The sequence below is a fragment of the Enterobacter sp. fkY84-1 genome (assembly GCF_052974705.1).
The window spans coordinates 558,674-574,139 of record NZ_CP169393.1 but is presented as its reverse complement, the minus strand read 5'-3'; the positions used below and the strand labels follow the sequence as shown (position 1 = coordinate 574,139).

General features: G+C 56.3%; 17 protein-coding genes. 10 read left to right on the top strand and 7 right to left on the bottom strand.

What is annotated here, in order from left to right; all coding sequences use genetic code 11:
* Positions 1-33: 33 nt before the first annotated feature.
* The 4 genes from ACEPLT_RS02700 to ACEPLT_RS02685 are packed head-to-tail and all read left to right on the top strand — an operon-like array spanning position 34 to position 4,780.
* Complete coding sequence (locus ACEPLT_RS02700; protein ID WP_232928542.1) at positions 34-1,905, top strand: amidohydrolase; 1,872 nt, start codon at positions 34-36, stop codon at positions 1,903-1,905.
* On the top strand, positions 1,905-2,312 hold the full coding sequence (locus tag ACEPLT_RS02695; protein ID WP_045371527.1) for a DoxX family protein: 408 nt from the start codon (positions 1,905-1,907) through the stop codon (positions 2,310-2,312). The genes ACEPLT_RS02700 and ACEPLT_RS02695 overlap by 1 nt, the downstream gene beginning before the upstream one ends.
* Positions 2,309-3,928 carry an MFS transporter gene (locus ACEPLT_RS02690; protein WP_232928544.1) on the top strand — a complete coding sequence of 540 codons (1,620 nt, stop codon included), beginning with the start codon at positions 2,309-2,311 and terminating at the stop codon, positions 3,926-3,928. The genes ACEPLT_RS02695 and ACEPLT_RS02690 overlap by 4 nt, the downstream gene beginning before the upstream one ends.
* Before the next feature lie 30 nt (positions 3,929-3,958).
* Positions 3,959-4,780 (top strand): alpha/beta fold hydrolase, encoded by an 822-nt coding sequence (locus ACEPLT_RS02685; RefSeq protein ID WP_033144516.1) that lies wholly within the window; start codon positions 3,959-3,961, stop codon positions 4,778-4,780.
* A gap of 41 nt (positions 4,781-4,821) precedes the next feature.
* Here ACEPLT_RS02685 and ACEPLT_RS02680 read toward each other — a convergent pair whose 3' ends face one another.
* Positions 4,822-6,231 (bottom strand): MFS transporter, encoded by a 1,410-nt coding sequence (locus tag ACEPLT_RS02680; protein ID WP_447088324.1) that lies wholly within the window; start codon positions 6,229-6,231, stop codon positions 4,822-4,824.
* A 47-nt stretch (positions 6,232-6,278) separates the two neighbouring features.
* Positions 6,279-7,370: a cellulase family glycosylhydrolase gene (locus ACEPLT_RS02675; RefSeq protein ID WP_232928550.1), complete on the bottom strand. Its 1,092-nt coding sequence runs from the start codon at positions 7,368-7,370 to the stop codon at positions 6,279-6,281.
* A 185-nt stretch (positions 7,371-7,555) separates the two neighbouring features.
* On the opposite strand from ACEPLT_RS02675, the gene ACEPLT_RS02670 reads away from it, so the two are divergent.
* Positions 7,556-8,563: a LacI family DNA-binding transcriptional regulator gene (locus ACEPLT_RS02670; RefSeq protein WP_021240640.1), complete on the top strand. Its 1,008-nt coding sequence runs from the start codon at positions 7,556-7,558 to the stop codon at positions 8,561-8,563.
* On the opposite strand, the gene fosA is transcribed toward ACEPLT_RS02670, so the two are convergent.
* A complete protein-coding gene (gene fosA, locus ACEPLT_RS02665) occupies positions 8,549-8,974 on the bottom strand; it encodes a FosA/FosA2 family fosfomycin resistance glutathione transferase (RefSeq protein WP_021240641.1) in 426 nt (141 codons plus the stop codon). The two genes, ACEPLT_RS02670 and fosA, sit on opposite strands and share 15 nt — an antisense overlap.
* Positions 8,975-9,173: 199 nt before the next feature.
* Here fosA and trpS point away from each other — a divergent pair, with 199 nt between their 5' ends.
* Entirely contained in the window at positions 9,174-10,175 is a 1,002-nt protein-coding gene (trpS, locus tag ACEPLT_RS02660) for a tryptophan--tRNA ligase (protein ID WP_232928552.1), read from the top strand.
* 587 nt (positions 10,176-10,762) lie between these two features.
* Positions 10,763-11,134, top strand: coding sequence for a hypothetical protein (locus ACEPLT_RS02655; protein ID WP_232928554.1), 372 nt, complete (start codon positions 10,763-10,765; stop codon positions 11,132-11,134).
* A 10-nt stretch (positions 11,135-11,144) separates the two neighbouring features.
* Here ACEPLT_RS02655 and ACEPLT_RS02650 read toward each other — a convergent pair whose 3' ends face one another.
* From ACEPLT_RS02650 to ACEPLT_RS02635, 4 genes are all read right to left on the bottom strand, one after another.
* Positions 11,145-11,600: a hypothetical protein gene (locus tag ACEPLT_RS02650; protein WP_232928556.1), complete on the bottom strand. Its 456-nt coding sequence runs from the start codon at positions 11,598-11,600 to the stop codon at positions 11,145-11,147.
* Positions 11,601-11,621: 21 nt separating this feature from the next.
* Positions 11,622-11,885, bottom strand: coding sequence for a hypothetical protein (locus tag ACEPLT_RS02645; RefSeq protein ID WP_046621075.1), 264 nt, complete (start codon positions 11,883-11,885; stop codon positions 11,622-11,624).
* A complete protein-coding gene (locus ACEPLT_RS02640) occupies positions 11,860-12,390 on the bottom strand; it encodes a DUF2778 domain-containing protein (protein WP_232928558.1) in 531 nt (176 codons plus the stop codon). The genes ACEPLT_RS02645 and ACEPLT_RS02640 overlap by 26 nt, the downstream gene beginning before the upstream one ends.
* A gap of 161 nt (positions 12,391-12,551) precedes the next feature.
* Complete coding sequence (locus ACEPLT_RS02635; protein WP_232928560.1) at positions 12,552-13,019, bottom strand: SymE family type I addiction module toxin; 468 nt, start codon at positions 13,017-13,019, stop codon at positions 12,552-12,554.
* A 301-nt stretch (positions 13,020-13,320) separates the two neighbouring features.
* Here ACEPLT_RS02635 and ACEPLT_RS02630 point away from each other — a divergent pair, with 301 nt between their 5' ends.
* From ACEPLT_RS02630 to ACEPLT_RS02620, 3 genes are read left to right on the top strand one after another with little or no spacing between them, the layout of a single operon-like run.
* The gene (locus ACEPLT_RS02630; RefSeq protein WP_232928563.1) at positions 13,321-14,193 is read left to right on the top strand and encodes a phosphorothioated DNA-binding restriction endonuclease; all 873 of its coding nucleotides are present in this window, start codon (positions 13,321-13,323) and stop codon (positions 14,191-14,193) included.
* Between the two features lie 24 nt (positions 14,194-14,217).
* Positions 14,218-14,877, top strand: coding sequence for a winged helix-turn-helix domain-containing protein (locus ACEPLT_RS02625; protein ID WP_232928565.1), 660 nt, complete (start codon positions 14,218-14,220; stop codon positions 14,875-14,877).
* A 42-nt stretch (positions 14,878-14,919) separates the two neighbouring features.
* Positions 14,920-15,432 carry a hypothetical protein gene (locus ACEPLT_RS02620; protein ID WP_232928572.1) on the top strand — a complete coding sequence of 171 codons (513 nt, stop codon included), beginning with the start codon at positions 14,920-14,922 and terminating at the stop codon, positions 15,430-15,432.
* Positions 15,433-15,466 lie beyond the last annotated feature (34 nt).

The following is a 15,466-nucleotide window of genomic DNA, read 5'->3' as shown; positions in this document are numbered from 1 at the left end:
TCCTGACCATTCCCCTCTCAGTCAGGAGCAGTTATGGTTACCCTCGGTAAAGCCGATCTCATTCTGGTTAACGGCCAGTTTCACACCGTCGATCGCGAGAACCCCGTCGCGGAAGCCGTTGCCGTGCGCGACGGAAAATTTCTGGAAGTGGGTACCGTCGCCGAGGTGATGCAACACCACGGCGACGGCACCAAAGTGGTCGATCTGAAAGGCCACACCGCCATCCCCGGCCTGAACGACTCGCACCTGCACCTGATCCGCGGCGGGCTGAACTACAACCTCGAGCTGCGCTGGGAAGGCGTGCCGTCCCTGGCCGACGCCCTGCGGATGCTGAAAGAGCAGGCGCTGCGCACCCCGTCGCCGCAGTGGGTGCGCGTGGTGGGCGGCTGGACCGAGTTCCAGTTTGCCGAGCGCCGTATGCCGACCCTTGACGAAATTAACGATGCTGCGCCGGACACCCCGGTCTTCATCCTGCACCTCTACGACCGCGCCCTGCTCAACCGCGCCGCGCTGAAGGTGGTCGGCTACACCAAAGACACGCCAAACCCGCCGGGCGGCGAGATCCAACGCGACGCCAACGGCAACCCGACCGGGATGCTGATTGCCCGTCCGAACGCCATGATCCTCTACGCCACGCTGGCCAAAGGGCCGAAGCTGCCGCTGGAGCAACAGGTTAACTCCACCCGCCAGTTCATGCGCGAGCTGAACCGCCTGGGGCTGACCAGCGCCATCGACGCGGGCGGCGGCTTCCAGAACTACCCGGAAGATTACGATGTGATTGCCGAGCTGCACGAGAAGAAGCAGATGACCATCCGCATCGCCTACAACCTGTTTACCCAGCGTCCGGGCCACGAGCTGGAAGACTTTGAAAAATGGACCGACATGCTCACGCCGGGCCAGGGCAGTGACTTCTTCCGCCACAACGGCGCGGGCGAGATGCTGGTCTTCTCTGCCGCCGATTTTGAAGATTTCCTCGAGCCGCGCCCGGACCTCGCGCCGGGCATGGAGGATGAGCTGGAGCGCGTGGTGCGCCATCTGGTGGAGCACCGCTGGCCGTTCCGCCTGCACGCCACCTATAACGAATCCATCAGCCGCATGCTGGACGTGTTCGAGAAGGTGAACCGCGACATTCCGTTCAACGGCCTGCACTGGTTCTTCGACCACGCGGAAACCGTCACCCAGGCCAACATCGACCGCATCAAAGAACTGGGCGGCGGCATTGCCGTGCAGCACCGCATGGCCTTCCAGGGGGAGTACTTTGCCGAGCGTTACGGCATCGAAGCCACCCGCCACACGCCGCCGGTGGCGAAAATGCTCGAGACCGGCGTGCCGGTAGGCTTAGGAACGGACGCCACCCGCGTGGCGAGCTACAACCCGTGGACCGCGCTCTACTGGCTGGTCTCCGGCCGCACCGTCGGCGGGATGCAGATGTACGATCACAGCGCCCGACTGGATCGCGATACCGCCCTGATGCTCTGGACCCAGGGCAGCGCGTGGTTCTCCAGCGAGCAGAACCAGAAGGGGCAGATAAAGGTCGGCCAACTTGCCGATCTGGCCGTGCTGAGCAAAGACTACTTCCGCGTGCCGGAAGAGGAGATCAAGGGCATCGAGTCCGTTCTCACGGTGGTCAACGGCGATATCGTTTACGCCGCGGGCAACTTTGGCCCGCTCGCGCCGCCGGCCATCCCGGTCCTGCCCGAGTGGTCCCCGGTGGTCAAGGTGCCGGGCCACTACCGCAGCGCGCCGCCGCAGGCCGCACGCGTGGGCATGAGCGCCGTCCACCACTGCAGCGGCCCGTGCGGTGTTCACAGCCACCAGCACGATTTCGCCCGCACGTCAGCGATGCCGGTGTCCGACGATAACGCTTTCTGGGGGGCGCTGGGCTGCAGCTGCTTTGCATTCTGATGAAAAACACCACTATGCCGCCCCGGGTCGACCTGGGGTTGTTCTTCCTGCGCCTGACCGGCAGCCTGCTGCTGCTCTACGTGCACGGCCTGCCGAAGGTGCTGCACTTCAGCGAAGAGCTGACGCGCATTGAGGATCCGTTCGGCTTCGGGCCTTACGCCAGCCTGATCCCGGCGATTGTTGCCGAGGTGGTTTGCCCACTGTTGATCATTGCGGGCGTTTACACCCGCCTGGCGTGCCTGCCGATTATCGCCGTGCTGCTGGTGGCGATGCTGGCGGTCCACCCCAACTGGTCGATTGCCGAAGGGCAGTTTGGCTGGCTGCTGCTGATTATCTTCACCACTCTCGCCCTCACCGGGCCAGGCCAGTGGCGGCTGCAGCGTAAGGCAACGGAGAGGTTCGCATGACCCAGGTTAACGACGTTCGCGACGCACACGTCGAGACGACGCCCGCACCGATGGTTTCGCCGTGGCAGCCGCTGAGCCAGCCGGTGTTCCGCATGCTGTGGATCGCCACGGTGGTCTCTAACGTCGGCTCATGGATGAGCGACGTCGGCATCAACTGGAGCATGCTGAGCCTGAGCGCCGATCCGCTGGATATCGCCCTGGTGCAGGCGGCCAGCAGCCTGCCGATGTTCCTTTTCGCCCTGCCGTCCGGGGTGATGGCGGACATCGTCGACCGACGTAAATACCTGCTCTTCTCCCAGCTGTGGGTGTTCATCGCCGCCGCCGGGCTGACGGCGCTCTCCTTCACCGGACACGTTACCCCCACCGTGCTGCTGGTGGCGACGTTTCTGCTGAGCGTGGGGGCGGCGATGAGCTCGCCGCCGTTCCAGGCCGTGGTGCCCGATCTGGTGAGCAAGCCGGAGCTGGGCGCCGCCGTGGCGCTGAACTCGCTTGGGGTGAACATCAGCCGGGCGATTGGCCCCGCGCTGGGCGGTTTCCTGCTGTCGCTCGCCGGGCCGTGGATGGTGTTTGCCCTGAACGCGCTGTCCGTGGTGGGCGTGGCATGGGTGCTGTGGCGCTGGCGTCCGGCCCCGTCCATTCAGCGTCTGCCGCCGGAGCACTTCTTCTCTGCGGTGCGCACCGGCATCCGCTACGTGCACGCCGCCCCGGTGCTGCGCAACGTGCTGGTGCGCACGGTGGCCTTCTTCGTTTTTGGCAGCGCGGGCTGGGCCCTGCTGCCGCTGGTGGCGCGTCGCGAGCTGGGCTTAGGCCCGGCAGGCTACGGCGTGATGCTGGCCTGCATTGGCCTGGGGGCGATCGCCGGGGCCATCCTGCTGCCGCGACTGCGCCAGCGGCTGAACGCCGACCGGCTGATGGTGGCCGCCAGCCTGACGTTTGCTCTTACCATGCTGGCGCTGGCGTTCGTACGCCACTTCTGGCTGCTGAACCTGTTTGAGTTCTTCACCGGCTTCGCGTGGATTGCGGTGCTCTCTACCCTCAATCTCGGCGCGCAGCGCAGTGCGGCACGCTGGGTGAAAGCCCGCGCGCTGGCGGTTTATCTGACGGTGTTCTTCGGCTCGATGACCGCCGGCAGCGCCCTCTGGGGGCAGATTGCCTCCCGGTTCGGCACCCCGACCGCGCTGGTGGTCGCCACGCTGGGGATGGTGCTGGCGAGCGCGACGGTGTTCCGCTGGAAGCTGGAGAAAGATCCGGACCTGAACCTCGACCTGAGCGGTCAGCCGCTGGACGGCGTGGAGATCGACCTGCCGAACGAGCGCGGCCCGGTGCTGGTATCGCACGAGTACATCATCGACCCGCACAACGCGAAAGCGTTTTTGCAGGCAGTGCACGAGCTGCGCCGGGTACGCCGCCGCGCCGGAGCGATGAGCTGGGCGGTGTATGAGGATATCGAACGTCCCGGACTGTTTATCGAGACCTTCCTGATGGGCTCCTGGATTGAGCATCTGCGCCAGCAGGAGCGCCACACCATGAATGACCTCCTGCTGCAGAGCCGCGTTCTGGCTTTTCATCAGGGCACAACATCACCGGCTATTCGCTACCTGGTCGCGCCGGTATAACCACAACCATCACCTGTACAGGAACACACTATGGCAACGTTTAAGGCAAAAGACGGCACGCAGATTTACTACAAGGACGGCGGCGCGGGCAAACCGGTTCTCTTCAGCCACGGCTGGCCGCTGGACGGCGACATGTGGGACAGCCAGCTGAACTACCTGGCCGAGCGCGGCTTCCGCGCCATCGCCTTTGACCGCCGCGGCTTTGGCCGCTCGGATCAGCCGTGGAACGGTTACGACTACGACACCTTTGCGTCCGACATCAACGACCTGATCACCACCCTTGACCTCCAGGACGTGACGCTGGTGGGCTTCTCCATGGGCGGCGGCGACGTGACCCGCTACATCAACAACTACGGCAGCGCGCGCGTGGCCGGTCTGGCGCTGCTGGGCGCGGTCACGCCGATCTTCGGTAAATCCGACTCCTTCCCGCAGGGTGTGGATCAGAGCGTGTTCGACGGCATTCGCGACGGGCTGCGTAAGGATCGCGCCCAGTTCATCAGCGACTTCGCCACCCCGTTCTACGGCATCAACGCCGGGCAGACCGTTTCCGCCGGTGCCCTGACCCAGACGCTGAACATCGCCCTGCTGGCGTCCCTGAAGGGCACCATCGACTGCGTGACCGCGTTCGGCGAAACCGACTTCCGCCCGGATATGGCGAAAATCGACGTGCCGACGCTGGTTATTCACGGCAGCAACGACCAGATCGTGCCGTTTGAAAGCACCGGCAAGCTGGCGGCAGAGATGATCAAAAACGCCACGCTGAAGGTGTACGACAACGCGCCGCACGGCTTCGCGCTGACCCACCAGGACCAGCTTAACGAAGATCTGCTGGCGTTTGTGAAGTCGCTTTAACTCTTTAAATGCGAAGCCTGATGGCGCTTCGCTTATCAGGCCTACAAGGGCTGGTCCTGTAGGCCGGGTAAGGCGCAGCCGCCACCCGGCGCTTTCGCAGACGCGTTGCGCTCCGCCAGCAGCCGACAAATCTCCGCGTGCTTCTCCTCGGTAAAGGTAAAGCGCGACATAAAGCCCATGCGGATCAACGAGCCAATCGCCGGTAACAAACAAATCCCGAAGAACAGCCCCGACAGCACGCCTGCACTCTGGATTTGCGCCTGCGGCACGTAGCCGATCATCGTCAGAAACACGCCGATTAACCCGCCGCCTACCGCCACCGACATCTTGCCGGTAAAGGTCTGCCCGGAGAAGGTGATCGCCGCGCAGCGCTTGTGGGTGTGGTACTCCGCGTACTCGATGGTGTCGGCAATCATCGACGAGGTGAGGATGTTGGTCATCATCACGAACAGCGTGCTCAGGCCGAGGAGAATAAACAGCATCGTCACCTGCTGATACCCGACACACCACATCACCACGCGCACCGCCACGTCCAGCCCACAGAGGATCATAAACAGCTTCCGCTTCTGCATCCGGCGCGTCAGCATCGGGGCAACCAGGCACAGCACCGCCGCCACAATCCCCATCACGCCAATCGCCATCTGCAGGCTGCCGTCGCCCAGATTGTTGATAAAGAAGTAGATATACAGCCCGCCCGCCACGTTGTGGAACACGCAGAAAAAGAACGACAGCAGGACGATAAACAGCGGCTTGTTCTGGCGCAGGTTGTGGAAGGTGTCGCGGATGGTCACCTTTTCCGGGCTCGGCGGCACGCGCTCTTTGATCTGCATAAAGCCGTTAAGCATCAGCGGCAGGCCCACCAGCATCATCACCAGCGCCGCCATAAAGTAGCCTTTATCGTTGCTGTACTGGGCGAAGAACGCCGCCAGCTTCGGGAAGAAGATGTTGGCGCAGGCAATGCCCGCGTTCACCCCGAGCATCGCCGCCGTCACCGCGCGGGTGCGCTGGGCGGAGTCGTTGGTCATCACCGACGACATCGACCAGAACGGGATATCGGAGATGGCGTACAGCGTCCCCCACAGGATGTAGGTCACCCCGGCGTAGAGGATTTTGGTGGTCATGTCCGCTTCGATTTTATAGAACGACAGCAGCGTGACGCCGGTGATCAGCAGCGGGGCGATCAGCAGCGGGGCGATCAGCAAAAAGTGGCGAAACTTACCGAACCGGCTGTTAATGGTGTCCATAATGCTGGCAAAAAGCGGATCGTGAACCGCGTCCCACGCGCGGGCAATCAGGAAGATGGTGCTCGCCGCCAGCGCCGAGATCCCCAGCACGTCGGTGTAAAAATAGTTAATAAACGAACCCACTAAACCAAAGCTAAAACACTGACCTAAACCATAGCCAAAATAAGACCACAACTCGCGAGACGGTATTTTCATTGTCATTGCCATTGTTATATGCCTGCCTGGTTGCCCGGCGGTGGACCGCCGGGTCGATATTATGAGTCCTGCGCCTGCGGGGCGATCTTGCGCAGCTGCTGCATCAGGGCGATTTCACGGCGCGAGAAAGGAATGCCGTTCTCCTCAAACACGTCGTGGAACCAGAGGCGGCAGTAGTCCGTGGACTCCTTCATCACCACCGGCCACGGCAGCCACGTCTGGGTTTTGCCGCGCACCAGACCCCACTGGTACGGCGCGACCTTCGCCGCGTACATCAGCGGAAGCTGCTCTTCGATGGTGCTGCCCACGTGGCGCGCCAGCCATTCGGTGCAGAACAGCGGACGACCAAGCGCCTGCAGCTGCTGAATAATCGCCGTCATGCGCCCGGTGTGGGTGTAAGCGTGGAAGCTCACCACGTCCGAGAGCGCCAGCGCGGTCTGGTCCAGCGGATGCTGAAAGAACGTCTCGCCCTCCTCTTCCGGCGGCAGACGCCACGCGCAGACGGTGAGCGGCTGGGTCGGATCTTCTTCACGCACCCACTGGAACGCCAGCTTCATCAGCGCGTGGGCGCAGGTCTCCAGCTTCGCGTCGTACTGCACTTCCTGCGTGCCGGTGGCGAAAATGCCGCGGTTGCCCGGCTCGTTGTAGAGATCCCACAGCAGCACGCGCCTGTCGTCGCGGTACTGGCGTACAACGTCGCGGATATAGCGTTCAATGTCTGCCCAGCAGTCGGGATCGCACACCTTGTCGCGCCCCGGGCTCGCCGCCGCCTGGCTGTTGTGCTTGCCCGGTACCGGCGGCTTTTGCGGGCCGAGGTACGGCTCGTCGCCGGAGAAGCCGCAGTCGTCCATCAGGGTCAGCATGGTGCTGAACCCGTGGCCGTCGGCAATCGTCAAAAAGCGGTCGATGCGCGCCATCAGCCCGTCGCGGTCGTGCTCCCAGACGATAAACGGCAGGTTGATGCGCAAGGTGTTGTAACCCGCGTCCGCCGCCCAGCCCAGCTCGCGCTCGATGGTGGCGGCATCGAAGGTCTCTGCCTGCCAGATATCGGTCCAGTTCACCGCCGTCGACGGCAGATAGTTAAACCCGCACAGCCAGCCCTTCTGCTGATACCACGCCTGTGCCTGCTCCCTGCTCCACTGCTCTTTCATTACGCGTCCTCTTACTGATAATATTTAGCTAATAAATATTAGTTGCGGGATAAATGCGCAATTTCTCGCACGAAGAAAAGCGATGCCCCTCACAAAGTTCGCGCTTCGATGAATGAGAAACGTGATCGACGGCGCGTAAGCGTGCGGTTAGGGTATGATGCGAAGTCGCGAAAGGGAGAGGACGGATGAAGCGAAAAACGAAAGTGACGATGAACGATATTGCGCGGGCGGCCGGGGTGTCGCAGGCGACGGTATCGCTGGTGCTCAACCAGTCCCGCAACATCAAGCTCAGCGACGATACCCGTCATAGGGTGATTAGTGTGGCTACCGAGCTCGGCTACGACCGCCTCCCCGCTGTTCACGCCCCGCGCAACCAGGAAGAGATCGCCCTGCTGGTCAGCTCGCTGCAGAGCTTCGACCCGTTTATCGACGCCATCAGCCAGGCGCGGGAAGCGGCGTGGCGCAACGAGACCCTGCTCACCGTCTACGACTACGGCGACGACATCGAGCTGGCGCTGAACATTATCCGCCAGCTGGAAAAACGCAACTGCATCGGGATTATTCTAGCCTCTCCGGTCACCACGCTGGTGGACATGACCGCCTTCCAGGACTGCACCCGCATCCCGCTGGTGCTGCTCAACCAGCGCGACCCCGGCTCGCCGCTGCTGCCGTCGTTTATCCCGGACGACTACGCCAACGCCTTCCAGGTGACGAAACACCTCATCGCCTGCGGGGCGACGCGCATCGCCCACATCACCGGCGAGAGCTGGATGGAGGCCTCGCGCCAGCGTCTGGCGGGCTACCAGGCCGCGCTGCAGCAGGCTGGACTCGCGTGCGACGACGACCTGGTGCGCCAGACCAACTGGCAGTTCAGCGAGTCCTTTACCGCAACCACCTCCCTGCTGGAACTGGCCGAGCGCCCGGACGCCATCTTCTGCGCCAGCGACTGGCTGGCGATTGGCTGCTATCAGGCGCTGGCGGTGAACGGCGTGCGCATCCCGCAGGACATGCTGCTGGCGGGCTACGACGACCAGAAGATCTCCGAGCAGCTCACCCCGCCGCTAACCAGTATCCAGCTGCCTTACAGCGAGCTGGGACGGCTGGCGGTGGAGTACCTGTGCAATCAGGAAGATGCCGCCACGCACGTGACGCTGGCGGGCAGGCTGAAGGTGCGCGCCTCAAGCCTCGTCTGAGGTAAACACCATGCCCGCGTAGGGCTTCTCGCGACACGCCGCCAGCCGCGCGGCGAGGCTGCCCACGTGCAGCTCCAGCTTGTGCCCGTCCGGGTCGAGAAAATAGAACGACGCCCCCTCGCTTTTGTTCTGCTTCCAGACGGTGACGCCCGCCTGCTCAAGCCTTTGCGAGAACGGTTCAAAATCCGCTTCCGCCACGGTAAACGCGTAGTGGGTGTAGTCGCTCTCCTGCGGCGGCACATACTGGCGCGCCTCGTCGTACGACAGGCAGACCCACAGATCGCCACAGGTGAGATAGGCCCCGGTATTCCAGCGGGCATGCAGGGTCAGGCCCAGCAACTCGTGCCAGAAGGTGACGCTTTTTTGCAGGTCGCTGACCGCGAGGGTCAGGTGGTTGAGTGATTGCAGCATGACGTGCCCTTTTGTTTTTCGCGCCGGACGTGATACGGTAAAGAGATGAACATAAACCACGCCGTGCTCACCGTAAACCGCTGGTGGCTGCCTTTTTAAAGGCGGCACGGAGTAGTTTTCCCCATTTTCAGATAGCCGCCGAAAGGCGGCTTTCTCACATCTAAGACCCCTTTCGGCATTACAACGTTAAGGAGTCTTTATGAACCCGCAAACCATCCTCACCGGCGACCGCCCAACCGGCCCGCTGCACCTCGGCCACTACGTCGGATCGCTGCGCCAGCGCGTGGCGCTCCAGCAGACGCACAACCAGTTTGTGCTGATTGCCGACCTGCAGGGGCTGACCGACAACGGCAGCAACCCGCAGAAGATCCGCGACAACATCCCCGAAGTGCTGGCCGACTACCTCGCCGCAGGCATCGACCCGAACCTGACCACGATCTGCCTGCAGTCCGCCCTGCCCGCCCTCGCCGAGCTGACGATGCTGTATATGAACATCGTCACCGTCGCCCGCGTGGAGCGTAACCCAACGGTGAAAAACGAGATTGTGCAGAAAGGCTTCGCCCGCTCGCTGCCGGTCGGGTTTATGGCCTACCCCATCAGCCAGGCGGCGGACATCACCGCGTTTAAGGCCGAGTGCGTGCCCGTCGGCGACGACCAGCTGCCGATGATTGAGCAGACCAACGAGATTGTGCACAAGATGAACAGCCTGCTGCCCTCCCCGGTGCTGCGCCACTGCAAGGCGATGCTGAGCGACACCAGCCGCCTGCCCGGCATCGACGGCAGCGCCAAGATGTCGAAATCGCTGGGTAACACGCTGCACCTTTCTGCCAGTGAAGAGACCATTCACCGTGCGGTCAGCGCCATGTACACCGACCCTAACCACCTGAAGGTGAGCGACCCGGGGCAGATTGAGGGGAACGTGGTGTTTACGTACCTCGACGCGTTTCATCCGGACAAAGAGAAAGTGGCGGCGATGAAGGCGCACTATCAGGCGGGCGGGCTGGGTGACCGGGCGTGCAAGAACGAGCTGGAGGCGTGCCTGCAGGAGCTGATTGCGCCGATGCGGGAGCGGAGGGCGATGTATATGCGGGACAAGGGAGAGCTGATGGCGATGCTGAAGCGCGGGACGGAGCGGGCGCAAGGGGTGACGCAGGCGACGTTGAGGGAGGTGAAGGTTGGGCTGGGGGTGCCGGTGTTTTGATTAGGTGAGTTGATTAAGGTTGGGCGGTGGAGTGTGTGGGATATGCATGACGCCGCTAGATCGATTATTACTGAAATCAGCGAGGCGCAATAAATTCTGAAATGCATTATTAGCCATTGTTGTTTGTCATTCTACTGAGAGCACGATATTCATAAACTCTTTATATTTTAAACGTCGCGGCAACTGTTATGAGCAAGTTTATTATTTCCATGCTGAATACGTTACTTTGTGTTTTTGTGATTGTGTTATGCCTCATATGCGTGGGCGTCACTGATAACTGGAAAGAATGCACTATAGCTATAATCATTACTTTAGGATGCGCACATTTCATGGCCGTTTTACTGAATCGTGTATTGCCTCATAAGTTAAATATTTTCGATGGGATAATGGAATTAGTAGGAGGGCCACTATTAGTTATAGGCACAATGGTGTGTATTGATGTGTTCGAACCCTGGCCGTTAAAAATCATTGGGATGTTTGTATGGGTTGTTTTGATTTTCTTTGGACCATCAATAATAAGTCCCAGGCGTTAATTCGGTCTCTTCATAAATGTCTGCGCCATTTCTTCCCCCACGGAATCCAACATAATGCTTCCCACTCTTTCGCAGGTCATTGAGGTTGTACGTCAGTCCTCTGGACATTATCACAAGCACATTGATGCGAATACCCTAATCGAAGCCGACCTTGATATATGCGGCATGGATGGCGAAGCCCTTATTGAAGACTGCGAGGCAGCGTTTGGCGTTACGCTTGTCACTGAAGAAGATGGCTATGAGAAAACGTTTTCCCTCGCTGATAACGAGCTTCTATTTAGCACCGAGGGCATAGATTACTTTGGTATCTGCCGCTTGATTCGCAGAATACGTGGCATTCCCGAACCTGTTATCCGCGATTTAACCGTTGGTGAACTCCATGCTGTATTGATTAAGGCTGTGAAAGAGCAGATAAAGCACGAGTGATTTTTTCTTACTACGAGCATGGGATGACATGCCCGTAACCTATCACTTTGGTCAGTTCAATGTCACCCGTAGCGGTATTAAAGTACAGATAGAAAAAATCTGCGTTTAACCGTTCGGGTTTCGACCAAACCTCCTTCACTTCCAGGCTACGCTTTTCCTTCACATACCCTAACGTTTCGAGATAAGCGCGCAACGGCGCAGCACTGGTAGCGCCTTTAAAAATGATACTGTTTGAAGGTTCGTAACCATCGCCCGAATGCGCCTCAAAATAATAGTCGTCCGTTACTTTTGGGGCGTTCTTAATATCCTTGTCTGTCAGTATCCGGTAGTGGAAAAAATCGTTTTCCGTATAAACGGTCGTCGCATCAGAATCAGATGCCACAAGCCATACAAACAACCCTCCGAGGATACATACAGTGGCAACCGTGAGCGCTGACAACTTCAGGGCGTTTAAAAGGATTGTCATAGAAAATGCCCATGAAATGTCTTATCCCTGCCTCAGATTGCATATCTTCCGAATGGCGAACATCAGTAACGCGGTAACGACGACCATCATCCCACCCAACACCCACAGGAATGATGGGTCTGCTTCACCATCAGCAAACCCCAAACCGGTACGATTTAAAAAATCATTGCTGGCTTGAGATAAGTAATCGAGTAAACCTCCCAGGGGAAACAGGACGATAAAGAAGGAAGCAATGAGGCATGCCAGACCAATCAGGATATTATTTTTTAACTTTGCATGAAGCATAATCAGCCCTTCCTGTCACATCAATACGTCCATATGCCATCAACCCTTTACCACCAGGAACACGAATCTTCTTACGTGCAAGCAAAGATTGTCTGACCAGTTGAAAATCAGGGATATTATAGAACGTTATGCATCCCCACGACTCTCCCTTACCATTCGGCCTCAATGGATGAAGTCGAAATGAGCCTCTGTCGACCCCATTCACAAATACGTTATCAGCCATGGTCGAAGCATTAAACAAGCCGAACCATTCAGAATGATTGGTACCGTTCTTGAAGTCTTTTACAAACCGCTCAACCCGATTAGCAATACTGCCTTCCGGTGCATCAACGATCCAGTACGTACCCACTGGTAATGCAGCATTCCTGATAAAGGCACACTCAGCAATATTGGTTACGGGTTCTATCCCTGAAAAAACGGGAAACGTCCCAACGCCATAAACGTGTAGTTTCAGCCTTCTTCCATCGGCTGAGACATCGTTGTAATCCATCCTACAAATCTGCATAGCAATCCTCCCTGTCGCTTTGCGGAGAATGTTACAACCGATTTATAGAGTGCACCAGCGGAGTTAGATAATTCATGTAAAAAACAAAAAATACGGACATGTGTATTCACGTCCGTATTAACTCATCCTTTTACAGGATTAATGAAAGGAGATTTTAGATATTATTCTGCCCGACCAGTTCCGCGCTTCACCACAGGGATATCGCCAGTATCATTCAACGCCCCCGGAAACGTTTTTAACCACTGCGCGACTTTTTGCTTATTTATATTCACCACACTCATCCCTTCCAGACATCCCCATAATTCTCTTGTATGCTGTGGGGTAATCACAATGCAGTCTTTCATGGCGCGGATTTTCACCGGCATGCCGTTGATAAAGCCCGCGCGGGTTAACCAGTCTCCGCCCAGCAGAAGGTATTTCATGTCTATGCGTGCATACAGTTCGCAACAGGCGGCACTGTCCTGCGGCGTTTCCGCGCGGGGATGGACGGGCACCGCGTTGGTCTGGTTGCCGTGAAGACGGCGGGCGCTGTTTTTGCGTACCAGCTCGCGGTTTTCAATCATGCCGGTGAAAGCGTCTGATTCTGTTTTGCAAACAGTAAACTCTGGCTTAAAATTCGTCGCAGCCATATACAACTCCTTACTAGTTGGTTGTGGTTAGCGGTATGGGGGTGTTGCAGCACCTTCATATCGCGAATTCTTCTTTAAATATTCTTTGATACTTCCTTTTGCCATTCGGCGTAATTTCTGGTGATCATTATACAGGGCTGAATATAAATACAGCGGTTTTGGGTGGGGTAAATTTGGAATTTGCGAGGTGGATTCAGGAAATAACATAGTGTGCGGTAAGGTCATGTTTTTGTTGACTGCGGGTTGATTGGTCCGGGTTTTACGAGCATCATCGCAATTATTTACCTTCTTCCGTAACGCGATGGCTTCCAGCAAAACTCTCGAACAGGCAATTGCCGACATCACCATCTGGCGCAAAGGCGAACAGCGTGCGCCGCATAAGCCTTTATTGCTTCTGTACGTGCTGGCGAACTATCAGCAGGGACATGCGCGATTGTTTGATTACGGTACGGAAGTACGCGATCAGCTGCACAGCCTGTTGGAACGTTTTGGACCACAGCGTGCACAGTACCGTCCTGATATGCCGTTCTGGCGTTTACAAGGTGATGGCTTTTGGGAACTACAAAATGCGGAGCGCTGTTCCACATCAGGTACCAGCAAACAACCTCCTGCGGGAGAGCTGGTTGAAAATCATGTTGCAGGCGGTTTTGACGAGCCGCATTACACTCGTTTGATAAACAGTAAGAATCTGATTAACTCTATAGCTCAGCAAATTCTCGAAGCACACTTTACCGAAAGCATCCAGGAAGAACTCGCCGACGAGTTGGGATTCAATCTCCTGCAAATTCGCAAACAGCGCGATCCCTTATTTCGACAGCAGGTACTGCGAGCCTATAACTATCAGTGCGCCGTTTGCGGTTTCAATATGCGACATGATAATACCTCTGTCGCACTTGAAGCCGCTCATATTAAATGGAAGCAATTTGGAGGGCCATGTGAGATCGCGAATGGCTTAGCTCTCTGCTCAATCCACCATAAAGCCTTTGATAAAGGCTCTCTTGGAGTGGATGAAAACATGCGCGTTCAAATATCTTCCGCTGTAAATGGTAATAGCGTTGTATCCAGATTCTTTTGGGACTTCGCAGGAGCTCAAATTCACCTCCCACTACAGAAAGAAAATTATCCGCAGGCTAATTATATAGAGTGGCATATACGCGAAATTTTCAGAAGGTAACATATTCATTTAATGGTGATAAACATGGCATTCCCGAGTTATAAAGAGATTGAAATTCCCTTACTTTTAAATATTTATAACCGAGGGGGAGAAGTTAGTTCTTCCTCATGTTATGAACCGTTGGGGAGGGAGTTCGGCCTTACCGATGAAGAAATGAGCATCTTACTTCCTGATGATAGCAACCGTCCCCAATGGAACAACATGGTCCAATGGGCGCGTAAAAAGCTTGTTGATTACAAGTATCTTCATAATGCCAAAGAATCAGGCCTTGGCATCTGGAAACTCACCCATGAGGGCATCAAAAAAGCAGAATCGCTTTCTACCAAGTTAGATATCGATTATCCAGATGATGTGCCCGAAACCTTTTATGAAGGGGCCGTAAAACAGATCAAAGTTAACAAGTACGAACGGAGCAAAACAGCAAGAGACAAATGTATAGACCACTACGGCTGTCAATGTAGCGTATGCAATATGGACTTTGAGAAAACGTATGGTGAAACCGGCAAGGACTATATTCACGTCCACCATATCACCCCTCTCTCTGAGATTGGAGAGCGCTACAAACTCGATCCTGTAAATGATCTTCGCCCTGTCTGCCCCAATTGCCATGCAATGATCCACAGGCGAAAACCCTCACTTACTATTGAGGAATTGAAGGCCTTGATGAAAAAAACACAAAAATAGAAAAAAACGCTCACTAATATATATGACATTAAAGGAAAAGCAATGATGTTAAATTTCTTGGCAAGTAAATCAGAATTAATCGTTTCATTTTGTGCAATGGTAACCTCAATAATATCGTTATTCATAGCATATAAAGCACAAGTTAATCAGCAAAAGCACAATCAATTATCGGTAAAACCATTGGCAGAATTTTTAATCGGGGATTATGAAGACGTAATTTTTTTAAAAATAAAAAATCAAGGAACAGGCCCTTTAATTATAAAAGAGTTTTTAACGCAGAAAGATAACAATCATCACCATCAGCTCCTGGATGCAATAAGTCACATCAAACGAGATCTTGTCTGGGACCGTTTTACTGGAAATATTGATGGCAGAATTATTTCTGTAGATAAAGAAATAACTCTTATACAAGCAAGCTTTGAAGCAGGCCAAAATTTCATTAGACAACAATTGCGTTCTGAATTATCCAATCTCGAATTAAAGTTAACATACAATGATATCTATGAAATAGAACAACCTAAAATAACAAAAAAACTTGATTGGTTTTCACGATAAATTTACATTTGAAGTTCAAAAAACAACACGAATT